Source organism: Holospora curviuscula, from assembly GCF_002930195.1.
GTDB lineage: Bacteria > Pseudomonadota > Alphaproteobacteria > Holosporales > Holosporaceae > Holospora > Holospora curviuscula.
Map to the genome: position 1 here is coordinate 8761 of NZ_PHHC01000079.1, position 3981 is coordinate 12741.

Sequence of the window (3981 nt, forward strand, 5' to 3'; positions counted from 1 at the left end):
CCCCTATCAAAAAGAAAAAGCATGGTCGTTTGGAAAAAAGCGTGTTACGCGTTGGCTTGGATCTGCTGCGGGAATTATTTTTTAAAATTGATCGTTCGGTTAACAATTTCGTGAATGATATTGCGTCAATTTTTAATCAAAACACTGTAATTGAGCGGGTATTTACAGGGAGATAAACTTTTGTCCTGTACAGAGAATATTTTCACCCAAGTGATATACTTTATAAAGATTTTCGTCGCGCTGCAATCACCGAAAATCATACTGTTTTAGCCGCGTGATTCATGATATCAGTGCTATCACAAGTCTTGTCAGCCCAAAAATGCTCTTCATTTAGACTTTCGATGCGTTTTGGAGCGTGCCCCTGAGATCATCTGGGATACCTTTTGTGAGACCCATTCGCACTGAAATTCCCAAGGCATCCACGGCGAGATGTCTCTTATGAGCTCCCTTTTACACGACTGATTTCTTGAATTTTCCCACGTGAAGATGTACTTTGATGCAGCGGGCATCCATCATAAGCTAGGGAAAATCAGGACGAACAATGGGTTTTCAAAAAAATTTTCGCAGACTCTCTTGTCTTTTCAGAAAAAAATCGGTGATAAGTGTTGCTTCACGCGCCGTAATAGGGCGAAAAATCCCGCCAAAGAGCATCCGTTCTCAAAGTTCAAAAACCGTATTGATAAATTTTCGGCCGTCCCCCTTGGCCAAGCCACCCCAAAGCTCATCTCGGGCTAGAAATGGGGTACCCAAAAGCTTCAAACAATTATCCAAAATAATTTATTTATGGATATACCGGACATGTACTGTGCGCAATAAAGAGCAATTTATTGATTATTGTAGGAACTTGAATTGATGTTACAGTGAGAAGACAGTTGTGACTCCTAAGATACATTGTTGCTTGACAGCTGAAGTGTATGCGTCGATCCTTCCCATAACGATTCAAGATTAAAAATTTTGCGCGTATCTTCCAAAAACAAGTGAACAAAAACAGAACCAAGATCCAAAACAATCCAAGTAGTATCCTCACTTCGCCCTTGAATCCGAATGGGATGCTTGTGCATCTTGGCCCATCCCGTCAGAGCATCGCATACTGTAATGAGGTGCCGCGATGTACGACATTGCCCTATCACAAAAAAATCAGTGAATACGCATCGATCTATAACATTAATGGAAACAATGTGATCTGTTTGTTTGCTTTCCATGATTTCATAAATCTCTTTCAAAACAGTAGTCATGTTTTACTCCTTCTTTCGACTTCTTAAAATCTTCCGAATACGATCAAAATCGATCTCTACCTGAAATTGCTTCACAAGTCCCTGAATATAACTGTACCAAGCCTTGGTTTTCCATTCCTCTTGAAGTAAAAGTTCAATTTCTTGAAGTTGCTCCGAAGTTTTGTACATTTCTTCTATTTCTTCTAAGTACACCGACCAAATGGAATCACGATCTTCTAGAGTACGAAACTCGCGAGGAGCCATTTTAAACCCTGCATTCCAGACAATCTCAGGCACGTTTTTATGATCTGAAAGCCAAGTAATATAACCGCTTTTCATAAAGTTTATCTTTGACTTATTTTGATCTTTAAGGGCTTGAACTTTTGCCAATTTTCTTCGAGCTATCTTAAGCCAACGCGTTTTTAATAAAGGTTTTGCCTCTTCAAAACTGAGTAAGCGCTCTGGTTCGATGCGCTGCACCTGGATAAGGTAAGTTCCCTGAGCACCTTGTAAAATTTCTGGATCGTTCCCTGGTTCCATACGAACTATTTTTTGGTAGGCTAACTCTTTTAGGTTCTGAGTCTTCTTGTCAGACATGAGTGCATCCAAATCTTTTAATCGTCGAACAGTCAACAGTTTGTATTGAAGATCTAATTTTTTTCCAATCATTTCGAGAGATTCTCCTGCGCTCAGTTCTTCTTCTACTTTAACCATATCTTGATCACTTTTAGGGTGTGGAGGAATCCTCAAAAAAACAACACGTTTACAAGAAGGCGCTTTAATTTTTTCCTTTTTTTGGTAAAATTCCCTCAACTCCTCTACTGTAGGATGTCCAGGAATTTCTTCAAAACTAGAAGCCTGATACTCTTTCCAACGTATCTTTCTCCTCTGTGTTACCGCCTTACCCACATAACTTTTTAGGATAGGAGGGGTATGAACCTGGGACAATAACGCGCGCTGTAATCTTTGCTTTGAAATTCGCTCCTTTTCAATACGAAAAAACTCTTTTAATCCTAAAGACAAATTTTTTAAGGTTTCCCTAAATTTTCGCTCCGAAAATTGGTTATTTCCATCCTGAAATTCAGGATAACGCGTAATCAACCGTTTTATGTATTGATCAGAAACATGAAGGTCTAATGTTCTAATTTCTTCTCTTAATGCCACATCTTTTACAATTTCCTCTAAAATGTACTGAGTCTCATTATGAAGAGAGTTGAGACTACCAGACGCTTTCAATACTCCAATAGCCCGAACTTTTTGGGAAAACAGTTTTCGAAATTCTTCTTCATAAATTTTTGTTTTTCCCACAGTTATGACAGCACTCTCCCATAAATCAGAAACTCTTATAAAGGGAGATCCCATACTCAAAGCAATCGCTAGCAAAACAAACAGCCCAATGACAAAAGGAGAATTTTTTGCTTTGAACATTATAAAAGTGTACTCATACTCATTTTTCATTAGCATATAGCGTTCCTTAGATGAAATCAACTCTTCCACCTCATAAAAATAGTCTTACACAAGGAATACAATACTATACAGTCTTTCTAGAGTGAGTGCAGAAAAAAACGAAGTTTGGAAACACGTTAGGTGCTTATCCGTCTAAAAACAGGAAAAATTACTATAGATCATTGTTCACAGAATGTAAGTTCTAAATTTTTAAAATAAAAAAAGGTATCCGTACTTATAGCAAAGCAGCGCTAGGAATATAGTCAATCATCTTCAATTTAAGATAAAAGGAACAATGTACACAAGCCCATAGAGTAACGAGTTAAGAAAAAACACGAAATAAAGCATCAGAAATGTTTGAAGGACATAGGAATACAGTAATTAGATGACATAATCGATATACGAAAAAAATTAGTATGCTAGAGAACGTTTAGAATGTAAACGTAGACTGGACTATTCAAAGATAGAATGATTTGTCAAAGATCGTGAGCAGACTAAAATTAGAAGATATTGGGACTGAGTTTACCATAAGTAAAAAGATATGCCACAGTAGTATTAAAGAAGCTAGAGTTTTTCCGTACTGGAATCACGAAAATTATATCATTTTAGCTACTTGATTCACTATATTATTCCTATCATAGGCTTTTTCATCCGAAAAATTCTCTGTATTTAGAACCTGTATTCATGGATAAAAGGAGGGAGTATAGGGAAGCTTGGAGGTAATAAGAACGCGTGATCCAAGGGATTTAAGAGATCATGAATAAGCGCTCATTAAGAGTCATTTTGAATGGGACAAGTAGGTAATAGAATTAATCGAGTATTTTACATAATAAAGAGCGGCTGCCCATGGCGAATGCTTCCTACAGCTTTTCCGCCATACTCCACGCTACATTCGTTTTATCGAAGATGCAAAATTAAAGAAATATGAGAAAAAGTACTGAGTGCGCTTGTCAATATAAGGTGGATCAAGGCTAGTGAAAGTGAACACCCGAGCTATAGCATGATTGATTCACACAGTGTCAAAACTACCGAGGCTTGTGAACAACAAGGCATTGACGGAGGAAAAAAAGGAACCTAAATACCATAGTGTTGTGAATACAAAAAGCAATCTAGTGCATGGCAGGGCCCCCTCATAACAATAAATATTTGAAAAAAGAAAAATAATAGGGAATGCCTTGAAGGGTGAACAATAGACCGCCTGCATAACGAGATGTCAGGATAACTCCATGGTGTAAATAGCTGCTATTAGATTGAATCTGAGTCCAAATCGTTTACGTCTATTTCTGTATTGATCAGATATGATTTTGAACCGTTTAATCAT

At 37.5% G+C, this 3981-nt stretch carries 3 protein-coding genes and 1 pseudogene; 1 reads left to right on the forward strand and 3 read right to left on the reverse strand.

Annotated features, from left to right (window positions below; translation table 11 throughout):
- Window positions 1-881: 881 nt before the first annotated feature.
- Both rsfS and HCUR_RS02445 read right to left on the reverse strand, forming a co-directional pair.
- The gene (rsfS, locus tag HCUR_RS02440; protein WP_104206588.1) at window positions 882-1235 is read right to left on the reverse strand and encodes a ribosome silencing factor; all 354 of its coding nucleotides are present in this window, start codon (window positions 1233-1235) and stop codon (window positions 882-884) included.
- Window positions 1236-1238: 3 nt separating this feature from the next.
- Window positions 1239-2678 carry a peptidylprolyl isomerase gene (locus tag HCUR_RS02445; protein ID WP_129591857.1) on the reverse strand — a complete coding sequence of 480 codons (1440 nt, stop codon included), beginning with the start codon at window positions 2676-2678 and terminating at the stop codon, window positions 1239-1241.
- A 769-nt stretch (window positions 2679-3447) separates the two neighbouring features.
- On the opposite strand from HCUR_RS02445, the gene HCUR_RS10115 reads away from it, so the two are divergent.
- Window positions 3448-3588: a transposase gene (locus HCUR_RS10115; RefSeq protein ID WP_104206590.1), complete on the forward strand. Its 141-nt coding sequence runs from the start codon at window positions 3448-3450 to the stop codon at window positions 3586-3588.
- Window positions 3589-3873: 285 nt separating this feature from the next.
- Here HCUR_RS10115 and HCUR_RS02455 read toward each other — a convergent pair.
- Window positions 3874-3981: pseudogene (locus HCUR_RS02455) on the reverse strand (IS5/IS1182 family transposase); the annotation flags it as partial.

Coding starts and splice junctions, on each gene's coding strand:
- HCUR_RS02445 (WP_129591857.1), bottom strand. CDS start 2,678: ATGCTAATGAAAAATGAGTATGAGTACACTTTTATAATGTTCAAAGCA.
- HCUR_RS10115 (WP_104206590.1), top strand. CDS start 3,448: ATGGGACAAGTAGGTAATAGAATTAATCGAGTATTTTACATAATAAAG.
- rsfS (WP_104206588.1), bottom strand. CDS start 1,235: ATGACTACTGTTTTGAAAGAGATTTATGAAATCATGGAAAGCAAACAA.